Annotated in this window: 18 protein-coding genes; 14 read left to right on the top strand and 4 right to left on the bottom strand. The window is 73.3% G+C overall.

Annotation, left to right across the window (positions count from 1 at the left end):
• On the top strand, positions 1 to 2,847 hold the full coding sequence (locus tag AC07DF_RS38700) for a CHAT domain-containing protein (protein WP_478981792.1): 2,847 nt from the start codon (positions 1 to 3) through the stop codon (positions 2,845 to 2,847).
• Positions 2,848 to 2,854: 7 nt separating this feature from the next.
• Here AC07DF_RS38700 and AC07DF_RS38695 read toward each other — a convergent pair whose 3' ends face one another.
• Positions 2,855 to 4,714, bottom strand: a complete 1,860-nt coding sequence (locus tag AC07DF_RS38695) for a caspase family protein (RefSeq protein WP_478981790.1) — start codon at positions 4,712 to 4,714, stop codon at positions 2,855 to 2,857.
• 475 nt (positions 4,715 to 5,189) lie between these two features.
• Between AC07DF_RS38695 and AC07DF_RS38690 the strand changes: the two genes are divergently transcribed.
• Together AC07DF_RS38690 and AC07DF_RS38685 are read left to right on the top strand one after the other, a co-directional pair.
• A complete protein-coding gene (locus tag AC07DF_RS38690) occupies positions 5,190 to 5,972 on the top strand; it encodes a hypothetical protein (protein WP_478981788.1) in 783 nt (260 codons plus the stop codon).
• Positions 5,973 to 5,997: 25 nt separating this feature from the next.
• On the top strand, positions 5,998 to 6,693 hold the full coding sequence (locus AC07DF_RS38685; RefSeq protein WP_478981786.1) for a response regulator transcription factor: 696 nt from the start codon (positions 5,998 to 6,000) through the stop codon (positions 6,691 to 6,693).
• A 35-nt stretch (positions 6,694 to 6,728) separates the two neighbouring features.
• Here the strand turns inward: AC07DF_RS38685 and AC07DF_RS38680 are convergent, their stop codons facing one another.
• Entirely contained in the window at positions 6,729 to 7,751 is a 1,023-nt protein-coding gene (locus tag AC07DF_RS38680; protein WP_478981784.1) for a Gfo/Idh/MocA family protein, read from the bottom strand.
• Positions 7,752 to 7,879: 128 nt separating this feature from the next.
• Between AC07DF_RS38680 and AC07DF_RS38675 the strand changes: the two genes are divergently transcribed.
• From AC07DF_RS38675 to AC07DF_RS38635, 9 genes are all read left to right on the top strand, one after another.
• Complete coding sequence (locus AC07DF_RS38675; RefSeq protein ID WP_478981897.1) at positions 7,880 to 8,617, top strand: GntR family transcriptional regulator; 738 nt, start codon at positions 7,880 to 7,882, stop codon at positions 8,615 to 8,617.
• A gap of 161 nt (positions 8,618 to 8,778) precedes the next feature.
• Positions 8,779 to 9,927 (top strand): ROK family glucokinase, encoded by a 1,149-nt coding sequence (locus AC07DF_RS38670; RefSeq protein WP_478981782.1) that lies wholly within the window; start codon positions 8,779 to 8,781, stop codon positions 9,925 to 9,927.
• On the top strand, positions 9,924 to 10,505 hold the full coding sequence (locus tag AC07DF_RS38665; RefSeq protein WP_478981780.1) for a sugar kinase: 582 nt from the start codon (positions 9,924 to 9,926) through the stop codon (positions 10,503 to 10,505). The genes AC07DF_RS38670 and AC07DF_RS38665 overlap by 4 nt, the downstream gene beginning before the upstream one ends.
• Positions 10,506 to 10,611: 106 nt before the next feature.
• Positions 10,612 to 13,482, top strand: coding sequence for a DEAD/DEAH box helicase (locus tag AC07DF_RS38660; RefSeq protein ID WP_478981777.1), 2,871 nt, complete (start codon positions 10,612 to 10,614; stop codon positions 13,480 to 13,482).
• Positions 13,479 to 15,731, top strand: a complete 2,253-nt coding sequence (locus AC07DF_RS38655; protein ID WP_478981775.1) for an SWIM zinc finger family protein — start codon at positions 13,479 to 13,481, stop codon at positions 15,729 to 15,731. The genes AC07DF_RS38660 and AC07DF_RS38655 overlap by 4 nt, the downstream gene beginning before the upstream one ends.
• A 165-nt stretch (positions 15,732 to 15,896) precedes the next feature.
• A complete protein-coding gene (locus AC07DF_RS38650) occupies positions 15,897 to 18,008 on the top strand; it encodes an acyltransferase family protein (protein ID WP_478981773.1) in 2,112 nt (703 codons plus the stop codon).
• A gap of 216 nt (positions 18,009 to 18,224) precedes the next feature.
• Positions 18,225 to 19,529, top strand: coding sequence for a bifunctional 3-oxoadipate enol-lactonase/4-carboxymuconolactone decarboxylase PcaDC (gene pcaDC / locus AC07DF_RS38645; protein ID WP_478981771.1), 1,305 nt, complete (start codon positions 18,225 to 18,227; stop codon positions 19,527 to 19,529).
• Positions 19,530 to 19,563: 34 nt separating this feature from the next.
• Positions 19,564 to 20,199, top strand: a complete 636-nt coding sequence (locus AC07DF_RS38640; RefSeq protein WP_478981769.1) for an MBL fold metallo-hydrolase — start codon at positions 19,564 to 19,566, stop codon at positions 20,197 to 20,199.
• Between the two features lie 43 nt (positions 20,200 to 20,242).
• Positions 20,243 to 21,022, top strand: a complete 780-nt coding sequence (locus AC07DF_RS38635; protein ID WP_478981767.1) for an exodeoxyribonuclease III — start codon at positions 20,243 to 20,245, stop codon at positions 21,020 to 21,022.
• A gap of 48 nt (positions 21,023 to 21,070) precedes the next feature.
• Here AC07DF_RS38635 and AC07DF_RS38630 read toward each other — a convergent pair whose 3' ends face one another.
• Positions 21,071 to 22,840, bottom strand: a complete 1,770-nt coding sequence (locus AC07DF_RS38630) for an SGNH/GDSL hydrolase family protein (protein ID WP_478981765.1) — start codon at positions 22,838 to 22,840, stop codon at positions 21,071 to 21,073.
• Between the two features lie 219 nt (positions 22,841 to 23,059).
• Between AC07DF_RS38630 and AC07DF_RS38625 the strand changes: the two genes are divergently transcribed.
• Both AC07DF_RS38625 and AC07DF_RS38620 read left to right on the top strand, forming a co-directional pair.
• Positions 23,060 to 23,467 carry a DUF6278 family protein gene (locus tag AC07DF_RS38625; RefSeq protein WP_382486908.1) on the top strand — a complete coding sequence of 136 codons (408 nt, stop codon included), beginning with the start codon at positions 23,060 to 23,062 and terminating at the stop codon, positions 23,465 to 23,467.
• A 152-nt stretch (positions 23,468 to 23,619) separates the two neighbouring features.
• Positions 23,620 to 24,363 carry an amino acid ABC transporter ATP-binding protein gene (locus AC07DF_RS38620; protein WP_478981762.1) on the top strand — a complete coding sequence of 248 codons (744 nt, stop codon included), beginning with the start codon at positions 23,620 to 23,622 and terminating at the stop codon, positions 24,361 to 24,363.
• 223 nt (positions 24,364 to 24,586) lie between these two features.
• On the opposite strand, the gene AC07DF_RS38615 is transcribed toward AC07DF_RS38620, so the two are convergent.
• Positions 24,587 to 26,155, bottom strand: a complete 1,569-nt coding sequence (locus AC07DF_RS38615; protein ID WP_478981760.1) for an alpha/beta fold hydrolase — start codon at positions 26,153 to 26,155, stop codon at positions 24,587 to 24,589.
• Positions 26,156 to 26,259: the final 104 nt, after the last annotated feature.

Raw genomic sequence — 26,259 nt, 5'->3', positions numbered from 1 at the left:
ATGACGACTCCGTACGACCTTCAGGCACTGCGCTGGGAGATCGAGCAGCGGATCGAGGGCGTCGTGAACGGCCGGGAGCTGGCCGGCATGACCCAACTGGTACTGGACCGGCTGGGCTGTACGACGGCGCGGCAGGCGTACGACCGGTTGATCGAGGACTGGGCGGCGCTGCCCCGGGGCACCGTCATGTCCGGCCTGCGCGCGGGACATGTGCTGAGCGTGCTGCCGATCCTGCGGCTCGAGCAACCGCTCTTCGATCCCGTGCGCGAGGAGGAACTCTGGCGGGAGGTGCGCGACCACGGGCCGGCGGACGAGATCTGGCAGGCCGACGTCGTGGTCAAGAACAGCGCGTTCGGCCTGCGGCACCTCACCGACCCAGCCGACATCGAGCGTGCCATCGCCCGGATCGAACGGGCCAGGGCCGTGGTTCCGTCCGGCACCCGGACCCGTGAGAATCTCGACTTCGCCCATGCCATCCTGCGGACCTATCTCGCCCAACTGGGCGGCGGGGAGGATGACTTCGACACCGCCGTGGACGACATGGCGCGCATCGTCGAGACCGCGGCGCTGCGACCGGACGAGCGTGTGGCCCTGAACGCGCAGATCGCCTTGTTCCGGGTGCACCAGGCGGCCCGCGGCGCCGACGAGGAGGCCCTGGCCGAGCAGATCCGCGTGCTCGAGCGGGCCTTGGAGGAACTGCCCGCCGAACACGTCGACATGCTCGCGTTCGAATCGAACCTGGAGGGCGCCCGGAGCCACCTGGGCCTCCTGCGAGCGCGGCGCACCGGCCGCTTCGAACCCGCTGCCGAAGGGGCGGGCGCCGCCACACCCCCACACGAGATCCGCCGCCGGATCGCGGGGCTGCCGCGCAACGCCCAGGCCGACAAACTGGCCGAGGCGGCCTTCGCGGTCGGAGCACGCGCCCTGCCGGCGATGGACCACCAGGGAATGCTGGAGGCCATGGAGCTGCAGGAAGCCACACTGGAGCTGCTCGAACCGGACGACGAGCGATGGATCCGGACCACGGGCTCGCTGGGAGTGGCGCACTGCACCATGGCCATGGGACCTCCGGCGGACCGCCTCGACCACCTGGACCAGGGCATCGCCTGGCTGCGGCACACCCTGAAGCTCTCCGGTGGCCCGCACCACCCCTTGTGGGGCGGCACCGGCATGTCGCTGGCCAGGGCCTACCGCCTGCGCGGCGACGAGTACACGCACGACGCCCAAACGAGACGCCTGAACTACGAGGCCTCCCGCCGCGTCGGCCTCGACTGCCTGCGCGCGGCGGCCTGGAGCTCCCTGCTCCAGTCCGGTACGGCCCATGCCGCGCAGACCGCCCGGCTGGCGGGCGGCCAGGCACTCGACGTGGCGCGCTGGTGCCTGGCCGACGGCGCCCACGCCGACGCCGTACAGGCCCTGGACGCGGGGCGCGGCCTCGTCCTGCACGCGGCGACCGTGGTCACCACCGTGCCCGACATGCTGAGGGCACTGGGCAAGACCGAACTGGCGCAGGAGTGGCAGGCGGCGGGCACGGTGCCCGAGCTGGGGGAGGAGATGCTGTTGGCCGCTCAGGCCGCGGTCGCGGGCCCCTCCAGCCGACTGCGCCGACGGGTCCTGGAGGCCCTGGCCCACTCCCCCCGGCAGCACGGCCTGCTCGACGTGCCCTCACCCGGGGACATCGGCTCGGCGCTGCGCGCGATGGGCGCGACCGCGCTGGTCTACCTGGTGCCCGGTGAGGAGGAGGTGCCCGGACTCCTCGGCCCCCGGCACGGCTCAGGCGCCGCCGTCATCGTCACCGCCGACGGCGGCACGGACGCCCTCGACCTGCCCCGCCTCACCCTCGACGCACCCCCGCTCACCGCCTACCGCGCCACCGGCACCCCCGGCCGCGACGCCGGCGGCCCGCCCGACGAAGACGCCCTGCCCGGACCGGCCCCGAGCCCCGCCACGAGCCGCGCCGCCCTTGAACAGGTCTGCGCCTGGGCCGGTACGGCGGTCATGGAACCGCTGCTCGGCCGGCTCCCGCGCGGCTACGGCCGGGTGCCCTCGATCGTGCTCGTTCCCATGGGTGCCCTGGGCGTCGTGCCCTGGCACGCGGCACGCGTGCGTGGCCGGCGCAGGGCTTGGGCCTACGCCTGCGAGGAGGTGGACATCTCCTACCTGCCCTCCGCCCGGCTGCTGTGCGACGTGGCCGCCCGGCCCGCCGCCGGCACCCGCCGGACCCTGGTCGTCGGCAACCCGACCCGCGATCTGCACCACGCCGGTGAAGAGGCCGCTGCCGTCCACAGTGTCTTCCACCCCGACGGCGACCTGCTCGGCCCCGGCGCCGCCACGCCCGCCGCCGTCACCGACTGGCTGCGCCGGCAGCAGGGCGGACTGCTACACCTCGCCTGCCACGGAGTGGTGCGCCAGGGCGAGCGGCACAGCGCCTATCTCGCCCTGTCCGGAGGACGGTTGGCCGCCGAGGAGCTGACCGAGGGGGCGACCCGCTACCGCGGCCTGGACCTGGTCGTGCTCGCGGCCTGCCGCACCAACGTCTCCGGGCACGGCTACGACGAGGCGTACAGCCTGTCCACCGCGTTCCTCGTCGCGGGCGCCCGCTCGGTCATCGGCTCCCTGTGGCCCGTGCCCGACGAGGCGACGTCCCTGCTGATGTACATGATCCACCACTTCATGAGCCAGGAGGGCCTGCCTCCCGGAGCCGCGCTGCGCAGCGCCCAGTCGTGGATGCTGAACGAACGCCGCGAGGCGCCGCCCGGCATGCCGGACCGGCTGCGGGCACGGGTAGGGCACATCGACGGCGCCGACCTGACGGCGTGGGCGGGCTTCACCCACCTCGGCTGGTGACGGCTCCTCACACCTGGGTGCGTACGACCACCTGTGCCGTCCCCCACCGGGCCGCCCCGAGGGCCGGACCGCCCGCGTCCCGGCCGTCCTTGACGCCCGCGCCGATCACTCGCAGCAGTCCGCCTGCAGCGGCCGGGGCCGGGCTGAGGCGTGCACCGGAGGGGGCGGCGGAGGACCAGGCGGGCAGCCGGAAGGGCGCGAGGTTCAGCTCCTCCTCCGCGACGATCACCTTCAGCCAGTCCCGGGTGGAGGCACCCCGCGCCTTCGAACGCCCGGGCGGCAGCCGCATCCACACGGGCTGCCCGCGCCGGGCCCACCCGGCCCTGCCGTCCCCGATGAACTCGCCCTCGAACAGGTGCGGGGACGAGCCGTAGCCGTCCGTCAGATCGAGGAGCACCGCCCACAGGTCGCGTCCGGAGAAGTTGTGGATCCCGACCCGCACCTGCGGTTCACGGCCGTCGGGTGTGTAGGCGCAGACGATCTCACCGTCCGCCGAGTGACGCAGACTGCCCACCGGCGTCTCCTCGACGGTGATGCGCACCAGCGACGACAGGAGCGGATCGGGATTGGCCAGGTCCCGGATGTGGTGCCAACGCGCGATGTGGGCGAGGCAGTCGGTGACGCCGGCCGCGTCCGCGGGGGACTCCAGCGGCATTTCGGGCACGGGATGCCCGGCGCCGCCCGACACCCGGGCCCTGCCGTACCCGGCCTCCACGTGCAGGCGCAGCACCCCTTCCGCCGCGGGTGGCCCGTCCGCCTCCAGGGCCAGCGCGGGCACCGCCGTGACGGCCTCAGCGACCAGGCGTACCGCGACCGGCTCACCGGACAGCGTCACGACCGCCGGGGGGAACGCCATGGCCGACGGAGTGACGGGGTGCGTCACCCGCTCGTCCTCCGGGGTCGGCCGCCAGTCGACCGGGTCCACCAGAGCCGACTCGGTCCGCACCTCCCGGACCACGACCGTGCGCTCCACGGCGTCCCCGGCCAGGGTGAACTCGGCGCCCGCCGACCGCAGCCCGTGCGCCGCGCCGCAGTTGACCTCCCAGCCCCACTCCGTGTGCCGCAGCAGGAACGGCGAGGCCGGTACCGGCTCGCCGGACAGGAAGCCGCCGTCCTCAGGACCGCGCAGCTCGGGATGCTGGACGTGGCCCCGGGCTCGCACGCGCGCGTGGGCGAGCGCGTGCACCTCCCCGTACGTGGCCGCGGGACCGAGACCGTCGAGCGCGCTCAGCAGCGCATGACTGAACAGGCCCCGGGGCCGCCCCTCGATGACCTTCTCGTGCGCGAGCTCCTGCGGACGGCACGCGGCCAGCAGCACGTGCCGGCCCCGCTCGGGCCCCGGCCCGCCGCCCTCGCGTGACCCCGTGTGCCACCACGACCGCCAGGGCACGCCCCGGACCGCCGCACCAACCGGACTCCCTGCGTCCTCCCGTGTCGCCCCGCCCGAGTGGCAGCAGTCCAGCACCGCGACGACATGGGTGCCGCGGGCGGCGACGCGGTCCAGGAGCGCCCCCAGTTCGGTGTCCCGCAGCACCGGCTGACCGCCGGGGACGAGGCTGTCGTGGCACACCAGCGCCTGGGACCAGCCGGTGGCCTCGCCCGGGTCGGTGGTCGGGCTCTGGCTGCCGTGCCCGCTGAACCACAGCAGCGCGGTGTCGCCGGGGCCGCCGCGCCCCAAGTGCTCCTCCAGGCCCGCGAGCACGGCCGCCCGGGTGGCCCGGGCGTCGTACAGCGTCCGGACGCGAGGCTCCGGGCCGGTCCTGCCGCGCAGCCAGCTCTCCGCCGCCCGGACGTCGTTGACGCAGCCGCGCAGCGGCGCGCCGGGGTAGTCGTCGATGCCCACGAACAGGGCGTACACGGTGCGCATACGGTGATCATTCCAGGTCCGTAGGGCGCGGGCAGGGCGTTTCCGGGGCGCATGTCGGGCGCCCGCGCGCAACCCCATGACCCCGCGCGCCGAAGCCAGTTGACTTGACTGCGGAGATGGCTGATGTTTGTGCCGCCTTCAGCACCGCGAGCAACGGAAGGAACACCACGTGAGTTTCGGGGGACCCGCCAACCCGTACCAGCCGCCCGGTCCGCCGCCCGGGGGACCATACCCGCCACCTCCGGCCACGGGCCCCTACGTACCCCCGCAGCCGGGCCCGGCGCCGTACGGCTACCCGCAGCCACAGCCGTATCCCCATCCCCATCCCCATCCCCATCCCCATCCCCATCCGTACCCGTATCCACCGGGGCCCCACCCGGGGCCGGGGCCGGGTGGTTCGCGCGGTGGCGAATGGCCCTCGCTGCGCCAGCTGTTCCGGCAAGGGCGATCCAGCACCTCCGGCTGTCTGTGGCTGGTGCTGCTCGGCTCGTGCACCTGGTTCGCGTTCCTTCCGCTCGTGGTCGGCTACTCGTTCGCGCGCTCGGCCCGCAACCGGGCCCACCGGCTCTTCCCGCGGTACGGGCACCGGGCCGTCGACGACCGGCACGTCACGCGCGTGCAGAAGCTGCGGGCCTGGACCGCGGCGGCCATGTCCCTCCTGCTGCTCGCCGTCTACGGCAAACCGGAGGACGTCGCCGAGGCCCAGGAGCAGTACATGATGCGGCTGGCGGTCACCCCGCCGCTGCTGCTCCTGAGCACGCCCGTCGTGATCGCCGTGCTCTTCCGCTGGGCGTCGGCGGAGCGGCGGTCGGCCATGCGCGCCGGCGTGCGGGCCGCCCTGCGGTCGGCCGGGTGGTACGTCGGCGCCGTGACGGCCCTCCCGTTGCTCGGCGGGGCGATCATCCTGCTCGGCCGGAACACGACGACCTCCGCCCCGGTGACGGACCCCGCACCCTGGCTGATCATCGCGGCGGCCCTGCCCCTGGTCTGGCTCCTGTTCTTCATCGGCTTCGCCACCGGCCCTGCCATCCGCACCGGTTTCAACACCTCGACCGTGCACGCGGCGCTCCCCGCCCTGCTGACCGGCACCCTGGTGTGGGAGTTCGCGGTCATCAGCCTGGTCGCGGGAGGTCTGCCGCCCGGCCCGCCGGTGATCCAGGGCCTCGCCGTCCTCGGCGGCCCCGCCTCGGTGACGGCGGTGGTCTGGTGGGAGATCCGCCGCCTGGGCACCCTGTACGGAGTGACGCTGCGCGCCTGACCGCGGCCGTGATTACGTAACTCCCATGACTGCGATCAGACTTCTCCTCGTCGACGACGACCCGCTGGTGCGGGCCGGACTGTCCTTCATGATGGGCGGCGCCGACGACATCGAGATCGTCGGGGAGGCCGCCGACGGCGGCGAGGCGGAGGCGCTCGTCGAGCGCACCCGCCCGGACGTCGTGCTCATGGACATCCGGATGCCGACGGTGGACGGTCTCACGGCCACGGAGCGGCTGCGTGCCCGCAAGGACGCCCCGCAGGTGGTGGTGCTCACCACCTTCCACGCCGACGAACAGGTGCTGCGGGCGCTGCGCGTGGGAGCCGCCGGCTTCGTCCTCAAGGACACCCCGCCCGCCGAGATCCTCGCGGCCGTGCGCCGGGTCGCGGCCGGCGACCCGGTCCTCTCGCCCACCGTCACCCGGCAGCTGATGCGGCACGCGGTCGGCACCGCAGCCGACACGCGCCGCACACGCGCGCGTGCCCGCATGGCCGTCCTCAACGACCGCGAGCGTGAGGTCGCCGTCGCGGTCGGCCGGGGCCTGGCCAACGCCGAGATCGCCACCGGCCTCTTCATGAGCGTCGCCACCGTCAAGACACATGTCTCACGCATCCTGGCCAAGCTCGACCTCAACAACCGGGTGCAGATCGCGCTGCTGGCCTACGACGCGGGACTCCTGGACGAGGAGCAGACGGAGCAGGAGGAACCGGAGGGGCACTGACCGCAGCCGGGCGCCGTACGGCCCGCCGCCCGCCGTCACGCGAAGGTCTGGGCGGCCCCGCCGGGGATCTCCGCCAGCCGCACCGCCCTGCGCTCCCGGCGCGACAGCTCGCACGCCTCGGCGACGCGCAGCGCCTGCAGCGCCTCGCGCCCGTCACAGGGGTTGGGCCGCTCGCCCCGGACGACCTCGACGAACGCGTTCAGCTCCGCCTCGTAGGCCGGGCCGAACCGCTCCAGGAAGCCCGTCCAGGGCTTGTCCGCGGCCGGCGGGCCGGTCGGTTCCGTGGACGCGATCGGCGTACGGTCGTCCAGACCGACCACGATCTGGTCGCGCTCCCCGGCGAGTTCCATGCGCACGTCGTAGCCGGCCCCGTTCATCCGGGAGCCGGTGATCGTGGCGAGCGTGCCGTCGTCGAGGGTGAGGAGCGCGGCGGCGGTGTCGACATCGCCGGCCTCGCGGAACATCGCGGGCCCCGCGTCGGAACCGGCCGCGTACACATCGGCCACCTCCCGGCCGGTCACCCAGCGCAGCACGTCGAAGTCGTGGATCAGCGTGTCCCGGTACAGCCCGCCGGACAGCGGCAGCCACGCGGCGGACGGCGGCGACTGGTCACTGGTCAGCGCCCGGACGGTGTGCAGCCGCCCCAGCCTGCCGGACCGCACGGCCTCGCGGGCGCCCGTGTAGCCCGTGTCGAAGCGGCGCTGGAAGCCCATCTGGAGGATCGTCCCGACGGTCTCGACCTCGGCGATCGCGCTCAGCGTCCCCGGCAGATCCAGCGCGATGGGCTTCTCGCAGAACACCGGCAGGCCCGAGCGTGCTGCCCGACCGATCAGTTCGGCGTGGGCGGACGTGTTCGTCGTGATCACCACGGCGTCGACCCCCCAGCGGAAGATCTCCTCCACCCCCGGCGCCGCCGTCTCACCCAGCCGGTGCGCCAGATCCTGGGCCCGCGAGGGGTCCGCGTCCGTGAGGATCAAGGACCCGACGTCGCGGTGCCGACTGAGCGTGTTCGCGTGGATCGTGCCGATGCGGCCCGTACCGATGACCCCGATGCGCATGAGAACAAAGTGCGTGCACAGCCCGCCCCTGTCAATCTGTATGTCCGGACAATCTGACTACAGAACTTCCCGTCAACAACGCACGGAGCTACGCTCGGCCCGTGCCGAAACCAGAAGTGGACCCGACCGTGCAGCTCGAGCTGAGCGTGGACCGCAGCTCTCCCGTGCCGTTGTACTTCCAGCTCTCCCAGCAACTGGAGGCCGCGATCGAGCACGGCACGCTGACCCCCGGCAGCCTGCTGGGGAACGAGATCGAGCTCGCGGCCCGGCTCGGCCTGTCCCGGCCGACCGTCCGCCAGGCCATCCAGTCGCTCGTCGACAAGGGCCTGCTCGTACGCCGGCGCGGCGTGGGCACCCAGGTCGTGCACAGCCAGGTCAAGCGCCCGCTGGAGCTCAGCAGCCTCTACGACGACCTGGAGGCGGCGGGCCAGCGCCCGGCCACGAAGGTACTGGTCAACACGGTCGAGCCCGCCTCCGCCGAGGTCGCCGCCGCACTCGGCGTCGCCGAGGACAGCGACGTCCACCGTGTGGAACGCCTCCGCCTCGCCCACGGCGAGCCCATGGCCTACCTCTGCAACTTCCTGCCCCCCGGCCTCATCGACCTCGACACCGGCCAGCTGGAGACCACCGGCCTCTACCGCCTGATGCGAGCCGCCGGCATCACCCTCCACAGCGCCCGCCAGTCCATCGGCGCCCGAGCGGCGACACCACCGGAGGCGGACCGCCTGGCCGAGGAGGCCGGGGCCCCGCTCCTGACCATGCAACGCGTCACGTTCGACGACACGGGCCGAGCAGTGGAATACGGCACACACACGTACCGCCCGACGCGCTATTCGTTCGAGTTCCAGCTTCTTGTGAGGTCTTGAGGGGGACGCGTTTCCTGGGGGGGCGCGGGGCTGTGTCGATCTGCGGCTCCGCCGCGTGGGCGCGAGCAACCAACCACTCACCCGCACCCGGCAATGATCCGCACCACCCCACCCCTGCCCCGCTCCGCACACACCCCCACGGTGAGGCAGAATCGGGCCCGATGAGCACCTACCGCGACTTCACCGCCCCCATCGGCTCCCGCCGTGCCACGGCCCTGCGCACCGTCGGCACCCGGGAGCGCCGCTCACACCTGACGGCACCCCGCGTGCCGACGGTCGGCATCGACATCGGCGGTACGAAGGTGATGGCGGGCGTCGTCGACGCCGACGGCAACATCCTGGAGAAGCTCCGCACGGAGACCCCGGACAAGTCCAAGAGCCCCAAGGTCGTCGAGGACACCATCGCCGAGCTGGTCCTGGACCTCTCCGACCGGCACGACGTGCACGCCGTCGGCATCGGCGCCGCCGGGTGGGTCGACGCCGACCGCAACCGCGTGCTGTTCGCCCCGCACCTGTCCTGGCGCAACGAACCGCTCCGCGACCGCCTCTCGGGCCGGCTCTCCGTACCGGTCCTCGTGGACAACGACGCCAACACCGCGGCCTGGGCCGAATGGCGCTTCGGCGCCGGCCGCGGCGAGGACCACCTCGTCATGATCACGCTGGGCACCGGCATCGGCGGCGCGATCCTGGAGGACGGCCAGGTCAAGCGCGGCAAGTACGGCGTCGCCGGCGAGTTCGGCCATATGCAGGTCGTGCCCGGCGGCCACCGCTGCCCGTGCGGCAACCGCGGCTGCTGGGAGCAGTACAGCTCCGGCAACGCCCTGGTCCGCGAGGCACGCGAGCTGGCCGCCGCCGACTCACCGGTGGCGTACGGGATCATCGAGCACGTCAAGGGCAACATCTCCGAGATCAGCGGCCCGATGATCACCGAGCTGGCCCGTGACGGCGACGCCATGTGCATCGAGCTGCTCCAGGACATCGGCCAGTGGCTCGGCGTCGGCATCGCCAACCTCGCGGCCGCCCTCGACCCCTCCTGCTTCGTGATCGGCGGCGGTGTCTCGGCCGCCGACGACCTGCTGATCGGCCCCGCGCGGGACGCCTTCCGCCGGCATCTGACGGGCCGCGGCTACCGCCCCGAGGCCCGTATCACCCGGGCCCAGCTCGGCCCCGAGGCCGGCATGGTCGGCGCCGCCGACCTGGCCCGGCTGGTCGCCCGCCGCTTCCGCCGCGCCAAGCGCCGCCGGGTGGAGCGCTACGAGCGCTACGAGCGGTACGCACAGGCCCGCAGCAGTACCCAGGAGACGCTGTGACCGCTTCGCTGCCCCACCAGGGCCCCTGGCCCGACGAGCCGGAGCGTCCGGTCGAGGACCGCGGCCACATGATCCGCCGCAGGGCGCTCACCCTGCTGATCATCGTGCTGCTCATCGGCATCCCGGCCGGCTACCTGGTGATCTCCGCGAACCAGAGCCGGGACAGCGGCAAGGACAAGGAGGCGAAGTACTCGGCGACCGGCCTCACCGAGGGCTGGCCCTCCAAGCTCCAGCGCCGGATCTACCAGGTGCCCGTCCCGCACCCGGCCTGGCACGTGGCGTACTACGAGACCAACAACTGGAAGACCAGCCGCCTGTACGCCCAGTTCGAGACCAACTCGGCCGGTCTGGACGCGTATCTGACGGGCCTCGGCCTGACCCGGGACGACCTGAAGAAGAGCCACGTCACCATCGGCGCCCGCGACCGGAAGGTCACCGGCTGGAAGTTCGCCGACAACGGCTCGTGGTCGGGCGTCGTCCACCGGCAGAAGAATCCGGCCCCCACGCATGACGTGGTCGTGGACCTGTCCAACCCGGCGTACCCCTGGGTGTTCGTGGTCTCCCGGACCGTGCCCTGACCTGAATTCCAGCGGGCCGGTACGGCCGCCGGGGCCGATTGTCAGACCCCGCCCGTAGAGTCGGAGACAACTGATCCGACACGCGGGACGGGAGGTGGCAGGACGTATGGGTGACACGGCCGTGGTGGCCGAGCGGGCGGGGGAGCCGGCGGTCCCCGTCCGGCTCCCGGCCGTCTTCCTGCCCGCGCCCCTCCCGCGCGACGGGCGGATCGCCTTCTGGGACCCCGAGGGCGAGCCCCTGCGCACCGGGGACACGGCGGACTCCGAGGAGGCCCCGGCCACCGAGCTGACCGTCGTACGACGGCACGGCGCCGGTGTGCGGCGGCGGACCACCCCGGCGCTGACCCTCCCGCTGGACGCGGCCCTGCCGCTCCTGGTGCGCGCCCGCACCGACCCCGCCGCGCACCCCGCCACCGCCTGCTGGGGCGCGGCCGCCCTGCACGCCCTGCGGCTGACCGCGCGCGGCCGGCTGCTGCCCGGCCTGACCGCCGCGGGGCACGACGCGTGGCGGGCCGGCCCCCTCGACCCGGACGACATCGCGCACCTGCGCGCGGTGGCCGCCGCCCTGCCGTACGAGGGACACGCGGTCCCGCTGCCCGGCCCGGGCCCGATCCGTCTGCCGGAACCGGAAGCGCTGGTGCGTGCCTTCCTGGACGCGGTCGCCGACACCCTGCCCCGCACCCCGGCCGCGCCCCACACCTCCGGCAGGCCCTTCGCGGCCCGGGAGGCCCAGCGCCTGCCCGACGCCCACGACTGGGCCGCCGAGGTCGCCGCCGGCATGGACGCCGGGGTGCGGATCTCGCTCCGCCTGGACCTGTCGGCGTACGACCTGTTCGACGACGCCTCCGACGGCGGCGTACGCAGCGCCGGCGCGGCGATCGTCCAGGTGCACAGCCTCGCCGACCCGACCCTCGTGGCCGACGCGGCCACCCTCTGGGCGGGCGGGGCCGACGACGCCTTCGGTCCACGCGCGCGCGTCGACGCGGCCCTCGCGGTCCGCAGGGCGGCCCGGGTCTGGCCCCCGCTCGACCGGCTCTCCGACCAGGACGTGCCCGACGTGCTGGCGCTGTCGGAGGTGGAGCTGAACGACCTGCTCGGAGTCGCGGCCACCCGGCTCGCCGCGGCCGGGGTCGCCGTGCACTGGCCGAGGGACCTGGCCCAGGACCTCTCCGCCACGGCGGTGGTCCGCCCGGCCCCCGGCTCGGCGAAGGACGGCACCGGCTTCTTCGAGAGCGAGGACCTGCTCCGCTTCAGCTGGCAGCTGGCACTCGGCGGCGACCCGCTCACCGACAACGAGATGGACGCCCTGGCCGAGGCTCACCGTCCGGTCGTCCGGCTGCGTGACCAGTGGGTGCTGGTCGACCCGGCCCTCGTCCGCAAGGCCCGCAAGCGGGACCTGGGCCTGCTCGACCCGGTCGACGCGCTGTCCGTCGCCCTCACCGGCACGGCCGACGTGGACGGCGAGACGGTCGAGGCCGTCCCGGTCGGCGCGCTGGCCGGTCTGCGCGACCGCCTGACCGCCGGGATCCGCCCGGCCGAGCCGCCGCCGGACCTGCACGCCACCCTCCGCGACTACCAGCTCCGGGGCCTGGCCTGGCTCGAGCTGATGACCTCCCTCGGCCTCGGCGGCTGCCTCGCCGACGACATGGGCCTCGGCAAGACCGTCACCCTCATCGCCCTGCACCTGAAGCGGGCCCGCTCCGAGCCGACCCTGGTGGTCTGCCCGGCCTCGCTGCTGGGCAACTGGCAACGGGAGATCACCCGCTTCGCGCCCGGCGTCCCCGTCCGCCGCTTCCACGGCCCGGACCGCAGCCTGGCCGGCCTGGACGGCGGTTTCGTCCTCACCACCTACGGCACGATGCGCTCGGCGGCCCCCGTCCTGGCCGAGCGGGCCTGGGGCATGGTCGTCGCCGACGAGGCGCAGCACGTCAAGAACCCCTACTCGGCCACGGCCAAGGCGCTGCGCACGATCCCGTCCCCCGCGCGGGTCGCCCTGACCGGCACACCCGTCGAGAACAACCTGTCGGAGCTGTGGGCGCTGCTCGACTGGACGACACCGGGCCTCCTCGGCCCGCTGAAGTCCTTCCGCGCCCGGCACGCCCGGGCCGTGGAGACCGGCGAGGACGAGCAGGCGGTGGAGCGCCTGGCCCGCCTGGTCCGCCCCTTCCTCCTGCGCCGGAAGAAGTCCGACCCGGGCATCGTCCCCGAGCTGCCGCCCAAGACGGAGAGCGACCACCCGGTCCCGCTCACCCGGGAACAGGCCGCGCTGTACGAGGCGGTGGTCCGCGAGTCGATGCTCGCCATCGAGACCTCCGAGGGCATGGCCCGCCGGGGCCTGGTGCTGAAGCTCCTCACCTCGCTGAAGCAGATCTGCAACCACCCCGCGCTGTACCTGAAGGAGGACCAGGCGCCGGAGCACTCCCGGCCCGGCGGCGACCGGTTCGCCACCCGCTCAGGCAAACTCGCCCTGCTGGACGAGCTGTTGGACACGCTGCTCGCCGAGGACGGCTCCGCGCTCGTCTTCACCCAGTACGTGGGGATGGCCCGGCTGATCACCACTCACCTGGCCACCCGGGCCGTCCCGGTCGACCTCCTCCACGGCGGCACACCGGTCCCGGAGCGGGAGCGCATGGTGGACCGTTTCCAGGCCGGCTCGACCCCCGTCCTCGTCCTGTCCCTGAAGGCCGCGGGCACCGGCCTCAACCTCACCCGCGCGGGGCATGTCGTCCACTTCGACCGCTGGTGGAACCCGGCCGTCGAGGAACAGGCCACCGACCGCGCCTACCGCATCGGCCAGACCCAGCCCGTCCAGGTCCACCGCCTCATCACCGAGGGCACGGTGGAGGACCGTATCGCCGAGATGCTCCAGGCCAAGCGCGCCCTGGCCGACGCCATCCTCGGCTCCGGCGAGTCGGCCCTCACCGAACTGACGGACCGCGAGCTGTCCGACCTCGTCTCCCTGCGGAGGACGTCATGACCCACAGCGGGGCCGACGAGGCCCGCCGGGCGTTGCGTGCCGCCCGGGAGCAGGCGAACCGCGACCCGGACCCGGCATCCGCTCCCCGTCCCGCGTCTTCCCCGCCCCGGGCACCCGCCGCCCAGGAGACCGCGCGACCCGGGGACGCGGCCCGCGAGGCACTGCGCAGGGCGGTGTCCGAGCGGCGTGGGTCCGACGGGGGCGAGGCGGACTCCCCGGAGGACGTGCCTGCGACCGAGGGTGCCGATGACGCGGTGACTGGCGTGCCCGGTGACTCGCCGGGCCACGGTGGCAGCAGCGGGGCCCTTAGCGGAAGCACCGAGGGTGACGGCGGCGGCAGCGGGCCGGGCGACGGTGGCAGCAGTGGGCCGCGGGCCGCACAGTCCGGCGTGCCGTCCGAAGACGAGCGCAGCAGCGCGCCCGTCGACGCGAGGGGAGGCGGCCTCGACGTGGGGGGAGGCGGCCTCGCCGATGCTTCCGGCGACGCCACCGAGCGGCCGGGCCCGCGCGCGGGGGACGTCGCGCGTGAGGCGCTGCGCGCGGCTCGGGACGACGCGCGGCGGGCACGGGAAGAGGCCGCGCGTGTAGGGGCCGGGCGCAGGCGCAGCGCTGCCCGGCAGGGCGCCGCGCACCGGAGGCCGGGGCCCGAGCGGCGGACGGGTGAACACACCGCCGGCAGGGGAGGGCGTGACGTACTGCAGTTGCTGGGCGACGCCTTCCGGATGCCTCCGGAAGCGGACGAGCCGGACGCGGCACCCGAGGGCACCGACGCAACGGGCCCCGGGCGCTCGCCTCATCGGGAGGCCGACGCGCCGCACAGCCCGGCGGCCCCCGACCTGCCGGCCCCCGATCTGCCCGCCCTCGACAGGCCGACCCCTGACGCGCCGGCTCCCGGCCACCCCGCGACCTCCAACCCCCGGCCCACCCCGCAACCGACCCCCCGCACAGCGGTGCCCCCTCACACCACGCCCCGGAAACCCCGCTCCATGGCCGCCCCCGGCCGAGACAGCGATCTCCGCCGTACCTTCCCGGCGTTCCCGCCCCGCGAGCCCGACGGCAAGGGATTCGCCGAGAGCTGGTGGGGGAACGCGTGGGTCGCCGCGCTGGAGCAGGGCGCGCTGGACGCCAAGCGGCTGGAGCGCGGGCGGGGTTACGCGGGGCAGGGGCATGTCGACGCCATCACCGTGACGCCCGGGCTGGTCCTGGCCTACGTACAGGGCAGCCGTCCGCGCCCGTACCGCGTGCAGGTGCGGCTGCGCACGCTCGACGACGCCGACTGGGAGCGGTTCCTGGACGCCGCCGTCGACCGGCCCGGGCATATCGCGGCCCTCCTCGACAAGGAGATGCCCCAATCCCTCGCGGACTGCGGCGTACCCCTGCTGCCGGGTCCCGGCGACCTGGAACCGCGGTGCAGCTGCCCCGACCGGGGCCACCCCTGCAAGCACGCCGCCGCCCTCTGCTACCAGACCGCCCGGCTGCTCGACGCCGACCCCTTCGTCCTGCTCCTGCTGCGCGGCCGGGGCGAACGGGACCTGCTCGACGCGCTGTCCCGGCTGAGCGCCACCCGCGCGGCCCGTGCCGCCCAGGACAAGGAACCGGAGCCGCTCCCCGGCGTACGGGCCGGCGACGCCCTCGCCCCGCGCATCCTCCCGCCCCTGCCGACGCCGCTGCCCACGCCCGCGCACCCCGAGCAGCCCCCGGCATACCCGGCGTCCCCCGGCGGCCCCGACCCCTTCGCGCTGGACCAACTGGCCACGGACGCCGCCGCCCGGGCACACGCCCTGCTCGCCACCGGCCGTGACCCGGTCGGGCAACTGACCCTCTGGCAGGACGCCGTCCGCCTGGCCGCGGCACGCCCAGGCTCGGGACTCACGGCGGGCACCCGGGCGCTCTACGCCTCCCTCGCCTCCGCGGCGGGCCGCACGCCGTCCGAGCTGGCCCGCGCGGTCGCCGCCTGGCGTCAGGGCGGCCTGGAGGGCCTCGCCGTGCTGGAGGAGCCGTGGGACCCGCCGGCCGGCCGGTTCGACCGGGCCCGCCCGCTCCTCCTCGCCGCCGACCTGCCCGCCTTCCGCCCCCGGCGCAATCACCTCACCCACCCCCATGGCCACGTCCAGCTCCGTCTGGGCCGCGACGGCCTGTGGTACGCCTACGAGTCCGAGCCGGGCCACGACGACTGGTGGCCGAGAGGCACCCCCGACCTGGACCCGGTGGGCGCACTGACCGGACTCGGTCTGCCGAGCGACCTCTGAGCACCGTCGCGTCTCTTGTCGCCGGGCTGAACGCGGGTGAACCGATGGTGTCCGGCGGTTGAATCTTCGCGGCCGAGGCGAAGTGGGGCGACAACAGCGGAACCGCGCGTGGCGGCCGGACCGATCTTCCTATCCGAAGCATGCCGGTCCCCGAGGAGTCACCTGATGCCGAGCGTCATGTCCGCCGAGATACGTACCGTCCCGGTGAGCCGCAGACCCGCGCCGCCCAAGGGGCACGTCCTGCGGCTCGACATCCAGGGCCTGCGCGCGGTGGCCGTCGGGCTGGTGGTGCTCGCCCACGCCGGAGTGCCCCAGGTCAGCGGCGGTTACATCGGTGTCGACGTCTTCTTCGTGATCTCCGGCTTCCTCATCACGTCGCTGCTGCTGCGCGAACTCTCCCGCACCGGCCGGGTGTCGGTCCGTTCCTTCTACGCCCGCCGGGCACTGCGGCTGCTTCCCGTGTCGTCCCTGGTCATCGCCGTCACGCTGGGCGGGGCGTGGCTGTTCCTTTCGAAGGCGCGGCTCGCCGAGTACGCGGGCGACGCCCTCGCCAGTGCTTTGTACGGGGTCAACTTCCGGCTGGCGGCGGCAGGTACGGACTATCTCGCCCAGAACAGCCCGCCGTCGCCGTTCCAGCACTTCTGGTCGCTCGCCGTGGAGGAGCAGTTCTACCTGGTGTGGCCGCTGCTCCTGCTGCTGACCTGGCGCCTCGCCCGCGGCCGGCGCCGACTGGTCGCGGTGCCGCTGGGGGTCCTGTGCCTGGGGTCGTTCGCGGCGGGCCTCCTCGTGACCAACTCCTCGGCGCCCTGGGCGTACTTCGGCTCCCTCACCCGGGCCTGGGAACTGGGTGCCGGGGCGCTCCTGGCGCTGGGCACGGGCCGGCTGGAACGGCTGCCCGCCGCCGTCGCGGCCCCGCTGACCTGGCTCGGCCTGACCTGCGTCACGCTGGCAGCGGTCTGGTACGACGACGAGACACCCTTCCCCGGCCACCACGCCCTCCTGCCGGTCGCCGGTACCGTGCTCGTCCTGGCCGGCGGCTGCGCGCCCACCCCGCACGGCGCCGGGTGGCTGCTGGCGCGGCGACCGCTGGTGTGGCTCGGCGGACTCTCGTACGGCTGGTACCTGTGGCACTGGCCCCTGCTGGTCATAGCCCCGGCGGCGCTGGGCCGCGCCGACGGCACCGCCGGCCTGCCGCTCGCGCTCGGGCTGTCCGCGGCGGCACTCGGCCTGGCGTGGCTGACCCTGCGCCTCGTCGAGAACCCGGTCCGTTTCCACCGGGCCTTCCGACGTCGCCCCCGCCGCGCCCTGGTGCTCGGGGCGGCGCTGTCGGCCGGCACCTCGGCGCTGTCCCTGACGGCGACAGCGGTCCCGCCGACGATCGAGGTGGGCGGCCCCGCGCCCCCGCTGGCGCGGACTCTCTCCGACGCACCGGCCCCGCGGGCACGCCTCGCCGAACTCCTCGCGTCGTCCCCCACGGCCCTGCCGAGCAACCTCGCCCCGCCCCTGCCCAAGGTGAAGTCCTCCCGCTCCGCGGTCTACCGGGACGGCTGTCACGTCGATTACGCCGCCACCCGCAACGGGCCCTGCGTCTACGGCGACCGGACCTCCTCCCGTACGGTCGTCCTCTTCGGCGACTCCCACGCGGCCCAGTGGTTCCCGGCCCTGCAACGGCTCGCGACCACACGGGGCTGGAAGCTGGTCTCGCTGACGAAGGCCTCCTGCAAGGTCGCCGATGTGACCATCGACAGCGGCCACAAGCCGTACACGGCCTGCGACACCTGGCGCGCCAACGCCATGGCCAGGATCCGGACCCTGCGCCCCGACCTGGTCGTCGCCTCCTCTTCGGACGCCGGAGACCCGGCCCGTCCCGCCGCCGACCTCCTCCACCAGTGGACGACCGGCTTCGAGAGCACCTTCCGCGGCCTGGGTGCCTCCGGCGCCCGCGTCGCCGCCCTGCTCGACACCCCATGGCCCAAGGGCGACCCGATCGACTGCGCCGCCCGCAACTCCCTGCAACTGCGGGCCTGCGCCGACCACTTGCCGGACGCGACCTACGACGAGACCCGCGGCACCGCCCTCCGTGCCGCCGCGTCCACCACGGCCACCACCGTCATCGACCCCACCCCCTGGCTCTGCGCCCCGCGCACCGGCATCTGCCCCGTAGTCGTGGCCGACACCGCCGTCTACCGCGACGACAGCCACCTGTCGGAGGCCTACGCCGCCGCGCTCGCCCCGCTTCTGGCGCCATCGCTGGACCGCCTCATGGGCGCGCCCTGATCGTCGCAGCCGCACGCGACCACCGCGGGCAGACGTCGGTACGATGCACCCGCGTCGTGCCTCACGTACCCGGCCGACTGGGGCGACGACCACCGAGCGGTGGTACGTGAAGCCTGATGTCGAAGATCTTCGCGGAGCCGCCACAAAGTGGGACGGCTTGCACGGGGTTGCGCCCCAGGTACGTGAGAAATCGTGAGATGTGGGAGCGTGAGTCGGGTGAGTGAGAGTACGACCAACACCCTTCAATACCGCTTTGACGGGCCAGAAGACGCGCCTGTCCTGATCCTGGGCCCGTCACTCGGTACAACCTGGCACATGTGGGACCGCCAGATCCCCGAGTTGATCAAGCACTGGCGGGTCTTCCGGTTCGACCTGCCGGGACACGGCGGCGCTCCCGCGTACCCGGCGGGCTCGGTCAACGACCTCACCACACGGCTGCTGACCACGCTCGAGGGGCTCGGCGTGCAGCGCTTCGGCTACGCGGGCTGCGCGCTCGGCGGTGCGGTCGGTATCGAGCTGGCCCTGCGCCACCCCGAGCGGCTCGCCTCCCTGGCGCTGATCGCGGCCTCGCCCCGCTTCGGCACGGCCGACGAGTTCCGGCAGAGAGGCGTGATCGTCCGCACGAACGGCCTGGACCCCATCGCCCGCACCTCACCCGAGCGCTGGTTCACCGGCGGGTTCGCCGCCGCGCAGCCCGCGATCACCGAGTGGGCCGTGCAGATGGTCCGCACCACCGACCCCGGCTGCTACATCGCCGCCTGCGAGGCGCTCGCCTCGTTCGACGTCCGGCCCGAACTGGGCCGCGTCGGCGTGCCGACCCTGGTCCTCGTCGGCTCCGACGACCAGGTCACCGGCCCCGCCGAGGCCCGCACCCTGGTCGCCGGCATCCCGGACGCCCGCCTCGCCGTCGTCCCCGGTGCCTCCCACCTGGTGCCGGTGGAGCAGCCCGCGGCGGTCACCGACCTCCTGGTGCGGCACTTCTCCACCGCCTGGCAGCCCGCCTTCGACACCTCCACCGGCCATACGGCCCTGCCCGCGGCCGCCGTCAAGCCGGCCCTGTCCCCGGTACCGCAGCAGCCCCTCCAGGCCGGACCCGTCGCGGAGATCGCTCCGGTCGCGGCGCCCCCGGCGCAGGGGCGGCCCGATCCCTACGACGCCGGGCTCAAGGTCCGCCGCGAGGTGCTGGGCGACGCGCACGTCGACCGGGCGCTGGCGCAGGCCGACGATTTCTCCGGGGACTTCCAGGAGTTCATCACCCGCTACGCCTGGGGCGAGGTCTGGGACCGCCCCGGGCTCGACCGGCGCACCCGCAGCTGTGTCACCCTCACCGCCCTGGTCGCCGGCGGCCACCTGGACGAACTGGCCTTCCACACCCGGGCCGCCCTGCGCAACGGCCTCACCCCGGGCGAGATCAAGGAGGTACTCCTCCAGGCTGCCGTCTACTGCGGCGTACCGGCGGCGAACAGCGCGTTCAAGGTCGCCCAGCAGGTCATCCGGGAGGAGACCACGCCCCAGGAGTGAGGGCGCGCGTGACCCCGGGAGGCAGGATGGACTCATGAAGCTCACGAAGATGTCGCACGCCTGCGTCCGCCTCGAGAAGGACGGCCGGACCCTCGTCCTCGACCCCGGCGGGTTCAGCGAGGAGGACGCCGCGCTCGGCGCGGACGCGATCCTCGTCACCCACGAGCACCCCGACCACTTCGACGAGTTCCGGCTGCGTGCCGCGATGGAGGACAACCCGGCCGCGGAGATCTGGACCCTGAAGGCGGTCGCGGACAAGATCTCGTCCGCCTTCCCCGGCCGCGTGCACACCGTCGGCCACGGCGACAGCTTCACCGCCGCCGGCTTCGACGTGCGGGTCCACGGCGAACTCCACGCGGTGATCCACCCGGACATCCCGCGCATCACCAACGTCGGCTACCTCGTCGACGGCGGCAAGGTCTTCCACCCCGGCGACGCCCTCACCGTCCCCGACCACCCGGTGGAGACGCTGATGCTCCCGGTCATGGCCCCGTGGAGCAAGATCTCCGAGGTCATCGACTACGTCCGCGAGGTCCGGCCGCAGCGCGCCTACGACATCCACGACGCCCTCCTCACCGACCTCGCGCGCCCGATCTACGACCGCCAGATCGGCAACCTGGCCGGGGCGGAACACCTGCGGCTCACCCCCGGGTCATCGGCCGACCTCTGAGGCCCGGGCGGCGTTGTCAGACCCTCCGGGTAGGTTGTGGGACATGCGCATCGCGACCTGGAACGTGAACTCGATCACCGCCCGCCTGCCGAGGCTCCTGGCCTGGCTGGAGAGCAGCGGCACGGACGTGCTGTGCCTCCAGGAGGCCAAGGTCAGCGAGGAGCAGTTCCCCGCGGAGCAGCTGCGCGAGCTGGGCTACGAGTCGGCGGTCCACGCGACCGGCCGGTGGAACGGCGTGGCGGTGCTCTCCCGCGTAGGCATCGAGGACGTCGTCAAGGGCCTGCCCGGCGACCCCGGGTTCGACGGCTCGGTGGAGCCCCGCGCCATCTCGGCGACCTGCGGCCCGCTCCGCGTGTGGTCGGTGTACGTGCCGAACGGCCGCGAGGTGGACCACCCGCACTACGCCTACAAGCTCCAGTGGTTCGAGGCCCTCAAGGCCGCCGTCGCGGGCGACGCGGCCGGCGGCCGCCCATTCGCGGTGATGGGCGACTACAACGTGGCGCCGACGGACGACGACGTCCACGACCCCGCGGCCTTCGAGGGCGCCACCCACGTCACCCCCGCCGAGCGTGCCGCCCTGGCCTCCCTGCGCGAGGCGGGCCTGTCCGACGTGGTCCCGCGGCCCCTGAAGTACGAGCACCCGTTCACGTACTGGGACTACCGCCAGCTCTGCTTCCCGAAGAACCGCGGCATGCGCATCGACCTGGTGTACGCCAACGCGCCGTTCACCAAGGCGGTCAAGGACGCGTACGTGGACCGCGAGGAGCGCAAGGGCAAGGGCGCGTCGGACCACGCCCCGGTCGTGGTCGACCTGGACGTGTAGCTCACAGGGGGCGCGGACGACAGCTCACAGCGGCCGCGGACGGCCGGCTCACAGCAGCCGCAGGTCGACCGACTCCGCCAGCGCCGCAAGACCCGCGTCCCCGGGATGCAGGTGGTCGCCGCTGTCGTACACCGGCAGGATCCGCGCGGGGTCGGCCGGGTCGCGCACGACGGCGTCGAAGTCGAGCACCCCGTCGAAGACACCGCCCTCGCGGATCCACTCGTTCACCGCGACCCGCTCGGCGTCGACGGCCGCCGTGCACCGTGCCTCGCCCTCGCACGGCAGGATCGTCGCCGCGAGCATCCTGAGCCCCCGGGCCCGCCCGCGCTCCGCCAGCTCCCGCAGCCCCGCGATCACCTGCTCCGCCGAGGTGCCCCAGCGCACGTCGTTGACGCCCTCGAAGACGATCGCCGTACGGGCCGACGGCTGGGCGAGGACATCCCGGTCGAACCGGTGCAGGGCGCTCACCCCGGCCGTGTCCGTGGACACCCCGTCGCCGGGATACCGGTCGGTGACCACACGGTTGCCCGAGACGCCCTGGTTCAGCACCCCGTAGCGCGGCACGGCGCTCTGCCGCAGCAGCCGGCCGGCCAGCACGTTCGGCCACCGCCGGTTCGCGTCCACCGTGGACTTGTCGCCGTCGGTGATCGAGTCCCCGAGCAGCACCACGGACCCGGGCCCGCCGCCCACGTCGACCCCGGCGAGCAGCGGCCAGCTGGTGATCACCGACGTGTAGGCGACGGCGGTACCGTCCGCCGTGTGGTCGCCGGGCTCGCTGACGTACGACCGCTGCTGCGCGAGCCGGTGCAGGGGCGCCGCCGGCACCGGGCCGGGCAGATGGAAGCTGACCAGCAGATCGGCGTCCGCCGGCACGGCGAAGCCCAGCGGATCGCTGTACGCCTGGGTACCGGCCGGGATCTCCACGCTTTCCTCACCGGCGAAGGACAGCGGCACCGGCGTGCCGCGTGCCGCCGCGCCCGAGGCCCGCACGGCGACCGTCGCGCCGCCGATCCGCACCGGGGCCGCCGCGAAGGTGTTGTCGAACCGCATCCGCACCCGGGGCCCGCCCGCCGAGGTGTGCACCACCAGCCGCAGCGTCCGGTCCGTCCAGGGCCCCACGGCGGCATAGCCGCCCGTCGAGGTCGTCCAGCTGCCCGTCCAGCCCTGTGTGGCGGTCCGCACCGACACCGCGAAGACATGCAGCCCGGTGGCGCGCGGCAGCCGGACCGAGGCGAGCTCACGCCCCGGCGTCAGCGGCACCGTCACGACGTACAGGCGGGCCCGCTCGGCGAGTTGCCCGCCGGGCGTGTTGATGTGCGGCAGGGCGACCGCCTTCGTGGCGAGCGGTCCGGTGCGCCAGTCGGGCGCGGTCAGCCGGTAGCCGGAGCGGGTGCCGTTCGCGTACACGATCGTGCCCGGGCCGCCGGCCTCCGTGCCGGCCGTGCCCGCCACCAGGAAGGCGAGGGCGTCGCCGCGCCCCGTGACGCGGACGTCCTGACCGGCGGCACGGACGTTGTCGGGCTCGCCCGGCTGCCGCCGCGGCCAGGTCAGCCGGGCTCCCTGGACGGTCAGGGTGCGGCCGGGCACCCAGCCGGCGGCCGTGAGGTCCCGCGCCGACAGGGAGGCGCCGGCGCCGTCGAAGTCGGCCGCCGCGGGCCGGCTGTCGTCGCTGACGGCGATGTTGTCGAACAACCGCTCAAGCGGCACCGGCGCGGCCCGTCCGACTTCGACGGCCTGAGCCGGAACCGCCGGCGCCGTGGACAACAAGGACCCGCACAGGGCCAGGACGACCAGGACCCCCCGGACACATCGGCGCACGGCCGACTCCTCCCGCTCATCGACACACGACGCGACAACACCAAACGCAGGGACGGAACAGAAGACACCACGAACGCCGAGACGCAAGACGCACGGTGAAGCTAGGGAGACAACAGGGACTCGTCAACGCGCCATGCGCGAACTCGGCGTGAACTCGACCGTCATCGACGGCCCGCGCGCCTGTGGTGCGTACGGCGGTACGAATGACACGCTGGACGTATGAACATCCCTTTCCTGGGCAACCGGCGCCAGAAGGTCGGGTTCCCCGACCCCGCGGGCATCGCGGATCTGCTCGCCGAGTGCGAACTGCTCCGCTCCCAGGCGTCCCGGGCGGGGGTCCGGCTGGACGACTCGGCGGCCTCACTGGAGGCGCTGGACCAGCTGCTGCCGCGCTGGCGGGACGACGAGGAGACCCTGGCCTGGCTCGGCAACGACGCAGGTCTCTACCTGGGCAGCGTCATCGTGCGCACCGTGCCGGGAGCCGCCTGGGAGATCAGGTCCGACGGGCAGCCCGTCGTGCGGCTCACCTCCGGCAGGGAGTTCGACGTCGTGGACTCCGGGCACGAGTGGGCCGCCTACGGCGTGCCCGAGCTGTCGCAGCTGTACGCGGAAGTCGCGGAGGCCTGAGGCCCATGGCCGTACCCTTGGTCGTACTCTTTGAGCCAAAGTGCGATGTAAATACGGCTAATGATCGAAAAGTGCGTGTCGCCCGACAAGTCCGATCTTGCCTGGATACGTTGCGGCAACCACCACACAGCTGAGAGTGAGTAGGGCTGAGTATGGCCGCAGATCCGCTGATCGAGCTGCGTGACGTCAACAAGCACTTCGGAGAGCTGCATGTCCTGCGGGACATCAATCTCACCGTGGGCAAGGGGGAGGTGGTCGTGGTCATCGGCCCCTCGGGGTCGGGAAAGTCGACACTGTGCCGGGCGATCAACCGGCTGGAGACCATCGAGTCGGGGTCGATCGTCCTCGACGGCCAGCCGTTGCCCGAGGAGGGCAAGCCCCTGGCCCGGCTGCGCGCCGACGTCGGCATGGTCTTCCAGTCGTTCAACCTCTTCGCCCACAAGACCGTCCTGCAGAATGTCTCCCTGGGACAGGTCAAGGTCCGCGGGCGCCGTAAGGAGGACGCCGACAAGCGCTCCCGCGAACTCCTCGACCGGGTCGGGGTCGCCAACCAGGCGGACAAGTACCCGGCGCAGCTCTCCGGCGGTCAGCAGCAGCGCGTGGCCATCGCCCGTGCCCTGGCCATGGAGCCCAAGGCGATGCTCTTCGACGAGCCGACCTCGGCCCTCGACCCGGAGATGATCAACGAGGTGCTGGAGGTCATGAAACAACTGGCCCGCGACGGCATGACCATGATCGTCGTCACGCACGAGATGGGCTTCGCCCGCTCGGCCGCCAACCGCGTCGTCTTCATGTCCGACGGCGCCATCGTCGAGGACCGCACCCCCGACGAGTTCTTCACCAACCCCACCAGCGACCGGGCCAAGGACTTCCTCTCCAAGATCCTCAAGCACTGAACGGGCAGGCACCGGACGGCTCATCGGATCGGACCTCGACTACGATGTGCCCTTCATCCCTGTCGGAGAGGGGGACTTCGCTGAAGCCCGCCGATCCCGCCGGGGGTGAACAGACCGCCGGCCCGGTCCGCGGGGCGTTCCCGCCGGGTGTGGCCCCCACGGCCCTTCCGGCCACGGGGGCGGCGGTTCACATCGGCCAGGCCCGTCCGGCGGCAGCCGGAGATCACTGCTCGCGCAGCGGGACCGACACGTACGACGGGTCGTTCGCAGGCGAGGAGAAGGTCAGCTGCGCGCCGGACGGGTTGTGCTCGATGTAGAGCGGGTCGACCGTGTCGACGACCAGGGCGAGGCGATGCCCGGCCGGGACGTCGTAGGCCGTGGAGTACAGCTCCAGGTCGACGCCGAACGGCTTTCCGGGGGTGCGCCCGTGGAAGGTGTACGGCGCGTTGGAGACCAGCTTGCCGAGGCCGAGCGGCCCCACGTCGTAGAGGTAGGCGACGAGGGTGCCGCTCTCCTTGGTCGGGGTGAGGGTCGTGTGCAACTTCGCGGTGCCGCGCACCTGTTGGGCCGTGACGTACTTCTCCGACTGCCAGACGGCGGCCCAGCGGCGGGGGAGCAGCGGGATCGAGGCCATCGGGGGCAGCTGGGCCACCTGGTCGAGGATGCTGGACAGGAAGACGACTCCGCCGTCCGCCCCCGAGTTCACGTTCGCGCGGATCGTGGTCGTGCCCCCGAGGGCGATCTTCCGGTCGGTCGCGGCGACCGACTTCCAGTCCGGGTAGCCCTCGTAGCCGCCCGAGGAACGGGACTTGAGCTGGACCGGCTGCTCACGGTCGATGCCGTTGTCCTCGCCCCTGAGGTGGTGGTCGAACCAGCGCGTGGTGTCCTTCCACACGTCGTTGGGCAGCCCGAACAGGCCGGTCATCTCGGCGGTCGCGTGGTCTCCCGGCCGCATCTCCAGCCGCTTCGGGCCGGTCAGCTTCTCGTAGAAGTCGGCGTACTGGTTGGGCGGGAAGATCGAGTCGCCCCAGGCGTTGGCGAGCATGATCGCCGCGCCGTTCTTGTTGATCTGGTCGACATAGGTCGCAGCGGAACGTTTCTTCCCCCAGGCGATCAGCTCCGGCTCCTTCGCCAGGTTGGAGCCGTAGAAGTCGTCGAACGTCTGCCGGAGTTCGGCGCTCTGGCGGCCCGTGACGATGCTCGCGCCGTCCAGCAGCGCGGCCGCCTGGAGGTGCTGGGTGCGCCCGGCGTAGATCGAGCCGATCAGGTCCGCCCAGCCGCTCAGTGAGGCGACCGCCTTGACGCGCTTGTCCTGTGCGGCGGTGAGCAGGCTGATGCCGGCGCCGTAGGAGACGCCCGCCATGCCGATGTGCCCGGCGTCCGAGGGGGTGTTCGCGAGCGCCCAGTCGATGACCTTCGACGCGTCGGCGATGTCGGGTGGGCCCGCTACTTCTATCTCGCCGCCCGACTGCCAGAAGCCGCGCACGTTGTACGTGACCACGACGTACCCGGAGTCGGCGAGTTTCTGTGCCTGGGCCAGATATTCGATCTGTGGCAGGCCCCAGCTCGTGGGCATGACGAGCAGCGGGTAGCGGTGCGTGCCGTCGGACCCGCCCGGGGTGACGACGTTGGCCTTGAGGACGGTGCCGCCGTCGCCGGTGATGTCGACGAAGCGGACGGGGTTCGGCGCCGCCTGTGCGGTGGGGGCGAGTCCGAGGGCCGTGCCGGCGACCAGGGTCGCCGAGACTGCTCCGACGGCGGTGGTGCGCAGGGCCTTGCGGGCGTGTCCCACGGGTCACTCCTCACTCGTGTAAGTGCAAAGTGACCAGACGGTAACCTCGGCGCCTTACCAGTGGTAACCCGTCGGTAAGTTACGTGCCAGTAACGATTGTTGAG

The organism is Streptomyces sp. NPDC044719, assembly GCF_056433405.1.
Note: the sequence above shows the minus strand (reverse complement) of the source record. Positions and strands in the feature narration are given on the sequence as shown.